8 protein-coding genes are annotated in these 5,453 nt (G+C 63.0%); 6 read left to right on the forward strand and 2 right to left on the reverse strand.

All coding sequences use genetic code 11. From position 1 onward, the window contains the following. The coding region (locus K323_RS0123270) for a tyrosine-type recombinase/integrase (protein WP_157509559.1) at nucleotides 1-246 on the forward strand (246 nt) is incomplete at its 5' end. Nucleotides 247-267: 21 nt separating this feature from the next. Here K323_RS0123270 and K323_RS28305 read toward each other — a convergent pair. Beyond that, complete coding sequence (locus tag K323_RS28305; protein ID WP_022887657.1) at nucleotides 268-1,071, reverse strand: DDE-type integrase/transposase/recombinase; 804 nt, start codon at nucleotides 1,069-1,071, stop codon at nucleotides 268-270. Nucleotides 1,072-1,381: 310 nt separating this feature from the next. Here K323_RS28305 and K323_RS29980 point away from each other — a divergent pair, with 310 nt between their 5' ends. The 4 genes from K323_RS29980 (at nucleotide 1,382) to K323_RS0123295 (ending at nucleotide 4,253) form a co-directional block, all read left to right on the forward strand. Beyond that, entirely contained in the window at nucleotides 1,382-1,543 is a 162-nt protein-coding gene (locus K323_RS29980; RefSeq protein ID WP_022887658.1) for an antitoxin VbhA family protein, read from the forward strand. Continuing rightward, entirely contained in the window at nucleotides 1,543-1,740 is a 198-nt protein-coding gene (locus K323_RS30615; protein WP_245571050.1) for a hypothetical protein, read from the forward strand. The genes K323_RS29980 and K323_RS30615 overlap by 1 nt, the downstream gene beginning before the upstream one ends. An 888-nt stretch (nucleotides 1,741-2,628) precedes the next feature. Next, nucleotides 2,629-2,910, forward strand: a complete 282-nt coding sequence (locus K323_RS29230; protein WP_022887659.1) for a type II toxin-antitoxin system Phd/YefM family antitoxin — start codon at nucleotides 2,629-2,631, stop codon at nucleotides 2,908-2,910. A gap of 125 nt (nucleotides 2,911-3,035) precedes the next feature. Continuing rightward, nucleotides 3,036-4,253, forward strand: coding sequence for a Fic family protein (locus K323_RS0123295; protein WP_033373966.1), 1,218 nt, complete (start codon nucleotides 3,036-3,038; stop codon nucleotides 4,251-4,253). Between the two features lie 141 nt (nucleotides 4,254-4,394). On the opposite strand, the gene K323_RS0123300 is transcribed toward K323_RS0123295, so the two are convergent. Continuing rightward, a complete protein-coding gene (locus tag K323_RS0123300) occupies nucleotides 4,395-4,892 on the reverse strand; it encodes a hypothetical protein (protein ID WP_022887661.1) in 498 nt (165 codons plus the stop codon). Nucleotides 4,893-5,155: 263 nt separating this feature from the next. Between K323_RS0123300 and K323_RS0123305 the strand changes: the two genes are divergently transcribed. After that, a partial coding sequence (locus tag K323_RS0123305) for a helix-turn-helix domain-containing protein (protein ID WP_022887567.1) occupies nucleotides 5,156-5,453 on the forward strand: 298 nt, incomplete at its 3' end.

Genomic DNA, 5,453 nt, shown 5'->3' on the forward strand with positions numbered 1-5,453 from the left:
GAGAAGATCCATGCCCACCAGCTGCGGCACGCCCGCGCCATGCAGATGCTGCGCGCCGGAGTTCCGCTTCCGCACATCAAGGAGTTCCTCGTCCATGCCAATATCTCAACCACGAGCATCTACGCGTCGGCCGACAACCAGATGGTTCGCGAAGCGATCCAGAGAGCCGGCAGCGCCACGCCCGATCTCGCACCGCTCTGGACCGGAGGCGACGACATGATCCTCCAACTCGCAGGGCTCCGATGATTATCCCGAGGAAATCAGCTCTCAGGCCGCCATTGCACACGCCCGCAGAGCAGGACTCGGGATAACAGACTCCTCGGGATAGTCCCTTGGCCTCTTAACACGCGCCGGGACGATCGCGGTCTGGTAATGGTCGGCGAGTTGCTGATACCGCGCGTTGACGACCCGCTCCGCGCCGCCCTTATGGGTCTGGTGGGTCGAGGTTGTCGGGTTGTCCGGCACCACGATCTGCGGCACGCCGCCGAAGAACGTGAATGCCTGGACGTGGGCGTCGAGCCAGGCCGGGGACTTCATATCCGCATAGGCGCGGCAGAAGATCGCTCCCGAGAATGGCAGCACCGCGACGAACAGCACGGCCCGGGTCACCTCAGCGCTGATCGTGTCGACGACGTCCATCGTGTCGCCGGCCCAGTCCACCAGCATTGCCCGGCCAGGCTCGTGGCGGAGCACCGCGACCAGATCGTGGGTGCGGAGGTAGCCGGTGAACAGGGCGCAGAACTGCGAATACCCATACTTCTTGCCGACGTCCTTGGTGTCGACATACCGGCGCCAGGCCAGCAGCAACGTGAAGTGCCGGTTCTGTTTCATCGACGCCAATACCCGCGCCAAGTCGGGCTGGTCGTACTCCTCAGAGACCTTCCGGCGCCCGTCGGGGAACCACTCCGCCAGCTCCGCATCGCTCACCCCGGTAGCCGAGGTGACACTGCGCTCTCGGACCTGCTGCGCGACCCGAGCCACGTCCCGGTGCGAGCACCCCGCGACCTCAACGACGTCGCGGTAGCTACGCCCCTCCAGCAACAGCACCAAGATCTTCCGATAGTCCGCCATTCGAACCCGCCCTCCAACAATGAAACGACGACGCCCCATGCGTCGTCACCTCACAGCAGAGCAGGCCTCAAGCCCGAGCGCTACCGCGTTCCCGGAATCCTGCTACCACCTGTCCGGACTCGCGCTACCCACAAGCGCTACTCGCCAGCCGACACCTGCGGCAGAGGACCGGCTACGCCACGCACACCGTATCAGTGACACTGATCCGGCAGCGAACTTCCCCGAGTTCGCGCCCAAGCCAGCCGATGCGGCAGGAGTCCTGCTGTAGATTCGCCCGGCAACACGGTAAGTAAGAGACGGGAGACCCGAAATGCTCACGAAAGATCAGAAGCGTGAACTGTCCATCGACACGATGGCCAGCTGGGCCCTCGAGGGCATGGAACCCGATCGCCAGACGGTTGAAGACATCAACTCATACATCGACGGCCGCATGACGCTTGAAGAGTTCATTGCGAAATCGAAAGCGCTCTGATGTCGACAGGTAACGGTGAGCTGGACGTAGAACCGCTCAACTACCGAGAGATCACTCCACGATTGATCGCAGTACTCGGCCCGACGCTCGTCGCCGGTCTTGCGGGATCGAAGGATCGCGAAGCCCCACACGAGTGGGCGAAAGACGGCGGCTCCCAACCGGATCCTGAGGCGCTGCCGCGTCTCGCGTGCGCGTAGGAACAGTGGCGGAAGGTCGCCGAGGCCGAAGGGGAGCAGCTCGCACGACTGTGGTTCATCGGCGCCAATCCCTGGCTTGGGGATAGCACCCCGGTGACTGCGATCCGCGAAGACCGCCTGAAAGAGGTCGCTAACGCCGCGCAGGCCATGGCCGACGACTCCTACAGTGGCTGAGCGCCACCAAATGACCCCACAGCCGAGCGCCATCAAATGTCCCACCGGTTGGCGCCACCAGTTGACCCGAGGTCAAGGGGCATTGTGCGTCGCGGGCAAGCGTCTGGATGCAGCCTCATGTGACTTCAAGTGGTGGGTATTCTGTACCCGATAGTCGCACTAATCCGGACTTTCGGCGCCAAGGGGTGTCTTTTGGCGAGCAGCGCTCGCCTCCTGATAGCTGTTGGCTGACCCAAGTATGGCAAGCAGGGCAAGCAATACAAGGAGCAAGCAACCCCAGCGCTCCTCGGCGACCGGCTCCCCGCGTTCGGATCACGGCGTTGTGGTTTACCACTTCGACCTGGAGCGGTTCCTCGCCGGACGCAACGTCGTCGACTGACGCAACGAGCCGCCTGTCTATGGCCGAGCCGGGCTGTCACGATTCGCCCGCGACACGCGGTCTCCGCGTCGCCATTCACGCGATAAGTGGCTATAAACCGGCGCTGTTTATAGTGCGCTATAGGGAGGCGTCGTGGAGGGTCTGTGTCAACCGGGGTCGGAGGACAACCACCCTCAGCTGGGCTGCGCCGCCGAGCCGCTGATAACTTTATCGCCAACCGCGAGCGACGATAAAGTTATTACCACGCTTACTGCCAATCGACGAAGACCCTGGCTCTCCTCCTCCTCGTCACGTCACCGCTTGCGCTGACACCCGCTGAAAAGCACACTTTAGCTATGACGACGATCCCGGCCACGCGCGCGCGGCAGCAGTGGGCGCAGAAGCTCGACGAAGCGAAGAAGGCCCCGGAGACGATCACCGAGCACGGCCGCGAGACGGTCGTGCTCATGGACGCTGAGCTCAGTCGGCGGGCGCTCGAAGCCCTCGAGGATGCCGAGGACGCCCGCGAGGCGGCCGAGATCCTCTCCCGGATCGAGTCCGGACAGGAACGCACCTACACGATGGCGGAGGTCGCCGCCGAGCTGGGCGTCACCGTTGAGGAGGCTGAGGGACTGTGAGCCGTGGGTATCGAGGACACTTGGCTAGATGACCAGGACCCGCGCCGCGCCCCATGTTCTCTGATAAAGTTATCAACGCTGGTTCATACCAAGACTAAGCACATAACCTTTGGTATGCTATGAAGATGATCACGGATAGACGGCAGCCCGACGCTTGGCCCGCGATCGGCTACGAGGCGCACCCCTGGGTGCGCACCGGCGACGAGGTCGCCTCCCGTCGGGCCGTGCTCCAGGCTCGCGGCGACTATCACGCCGCCGTACCCACGTTCATTGCCGCCGCGCAAGTTGACCTGGCCGCAGAGACGATAGCCCTGGCCGATGACGCGAGCCAGGAGCTGGTGCGATTCGACGCCGAAGCCGGAACGATCGCTGCACCGTTCGTCTCGATCCTTCTGCGCAGTGAGTCTGCCTCCAGCTCAGAGGTCGAGAACCTCACCTCAAGCGCCAAGCAGGTGGCCCTCGCGGAGATCGGCGAGTCGCAGTCCGGCAACGCGCAGTCCGGCAACGCGCGCCTGGTCGTCGCGAACGTCAACGCCATGAAGGCAGCCATCGCACTGTCAGACCGCCTCGATGAGAACTCGATCCTCGCAATGCAAGACGCGCTGCTGCGCGACAGCGCGCCAGAATACGTCGGCCGCTGGCGCGATCAGCAGGTCTGGATCGGCGGCGGAAGCATCTCGCCGCACGCTGCGACGTTCGTGCCGCCCCATCACGACTGGGTTCCCGCCCTGATGGCTGACGTAGTCTCCTTCGCCCGGCGTACCGACGTGCCTGTGCTCGCTCAGGCGGCGATCGCGCACGCGCAGTTCGAGACTATTCACCCGTTTCCCGACGGCAATGGCCGGACCGGGCGCGCGCTCCTGCAGGGCATGCTCCGCCACGGCCGCCTAACCCGCAACGTCACTGTGCCTGTATCAGCAGGACTCCTGCGCGACACTAATGGCTATTTCAGCGCGCTCACCGAGTACAGGGCGGGGCGCCTGGACCCGATTGTCATCGCGGTGGCCGAGGCGTCGTTCGCAGCTGTGCAGAACGGTCGTGCACTCGTGGGTGACATCCAGGCAGCTGCAAAGCGCTGGGACAGCAAGATCATCGCCCGAAGCGATTCGTCGGTGCACCAGCTAAAGCAGTACCTGCTCCGCCAGCCGGTCGTGAACACGAAGACCGTCGCCGCGGAGCTTGAGATCAGCGACGTCGCAGCACAGAGCGCGATCGACAAGCTGGTTGACGCCGGAGTCCTCACGAAGATCAGCGCCGGCCGCCGCAACCGCATCTGGCAGGCACCCGAGATCCTCGCTGCACTCGATGCGTTCGGCAGACGGGCCAGACGCCGCCACGGCTGAGAACTGCAAGGCTCTCCGACGGACCAACGGCTGGAACCCCATTTTCAACTCAGCCGCATGTCACTTCAAGGGGGTCGCCGTGTGCGTTCCCCCTCTCAACCCACAGAGTTGCGCTTCCGTCCGGCACGGTTGGCCTTGTTCTCAGCTGGTCGGCGATTCTTCGCATATTGCAAAGAAGCGAAAAAGTCGAGCCAAGGGCGTGACTCGCGCTGATTCTCGCTCGGAGAGCGTATCGGTGCGCGCCATCTCCGCAGCCTGTTGCTCCGCTTGAATCTCCTTGATGAGATCGGCGCGGACCTTCGTTGCCGGCTGCTGATGTGCTTGGAGTTGCTTGAACGCTGAAGCTGCGGCCATTCCGTTGACCGTCAGGTTGAGCAGCCATTGCGGTTGCCATTTGCGAGGCACTATCGAGACGATGAGGCATCCAGCCGTGAAGACGATGCTTCCGATGCCGCTCCCAAACCCGAGTTGCTCGAACAATGCGATCGTGACGAGCAGCATGACCATCTGCGCGGACACGACAGCGCCAATCCAGGTCACCCACCACATCGACGAGAGATCTGTGTACGAGGCGTGAAGTACGAACCAGCCAAGCATGGTGGTGGCCAAACACAGTATGGAAAGCAAGACGATCGTCATTAAGAATGCCCTCCAGTTCGGCTCTTTCAGGAACAACACAGGTACGGAGGCTGCCGCAGCAATCACGACCGATGTGATTGGGAGTCCACGCCACAACGGCCAGCGGGATCGCTTTTCTAAAGTGGCTATGCACTTCGCTCGTCGGCTAATTCCATCCTCTAAAGCGGCGAGCTTCGTCTCCCGATCGAAGACGACAAATCGACCCACGTGAAGAGCTAGTGTCGTGCGCCTGAAATTATCTGGTTAAGTTGTAGAATTGAGGTATGGCCAGAACTGGACGCCCGAGGACCGAGTTGATGTTGAGCGATGAGGAGCGGGAGCAGTTGCTGCGCTGGTCGCGGCGGGCGAAGTCCTCTCAGGCGTTGGCGTTGCGGTCCCGGATCATCCTTGCGTGTGGTGAGGGCCTGGATAACAAGTCGGTGGCTGGGCAGGTGCGTTGCTCGTCGAACACGGTCAGCAAGTGGCGTGCCCGTTTTGTGGCGGACCGTCTTGATGGCTTGGTCGACGAGCCGCGTCCCGGGCGGCCGCCTTCGATCACGGCCGAGCGGGTTGAGGAGGTCG

The sequence above is a fragment of the Glaciibacter superstes DSM 21135 genome, from assembly GCF_000421145.1.
Lineage (GTDB): Bacteria > Actinomycetota > Actinomycetes > Actinomycetales > Microbacteriaceae > Cryobacterium > Cryobacterium superstes.

Coding starts and splice junctions, on each gene's coding strand:
- K323_RS28305 (WP_022887657.1), bottom strand. CDS start 1,071: ATGGCGGACTATCGGAAGATCTTGGTGCTGTTGCTGGAGGGGCGTAGC.
- K323_RS29980 (WP_022887658.1), top strand. CDS start 1,382: ATGCTCACGAAAGATCAGAAGCGTGAACTGTCCATCGACACGATGGCC.
- K323_RS30615 (WP_245571050.1), top strand. CDS start 1,543: ATGTCGACAGGTAACGGTGAGCTGGACGTAGAACCGCTCAACTACCGA.
- K323_RS29230 (WP_022887659.1), top strand. CDS start 2,629: ATGACGACGATCCCGGCCACGCGCGCGCGGCAGCAGTGGGCGCAGAAG.
- K323_RS0123295 (WP_033373966.1), top strand. CDS start 3,036: ATGATCACGGATAGACGGCAGCCCGACGCTTGGCCCGCGATCGGCTAC.
- K323_RS0123300 (WP_022887661.1), bottom strand. CDS start 4,892: ATGACGATCGTCTTGCTTTCCATACTGTGTTTGGCCACCACCATGCTT.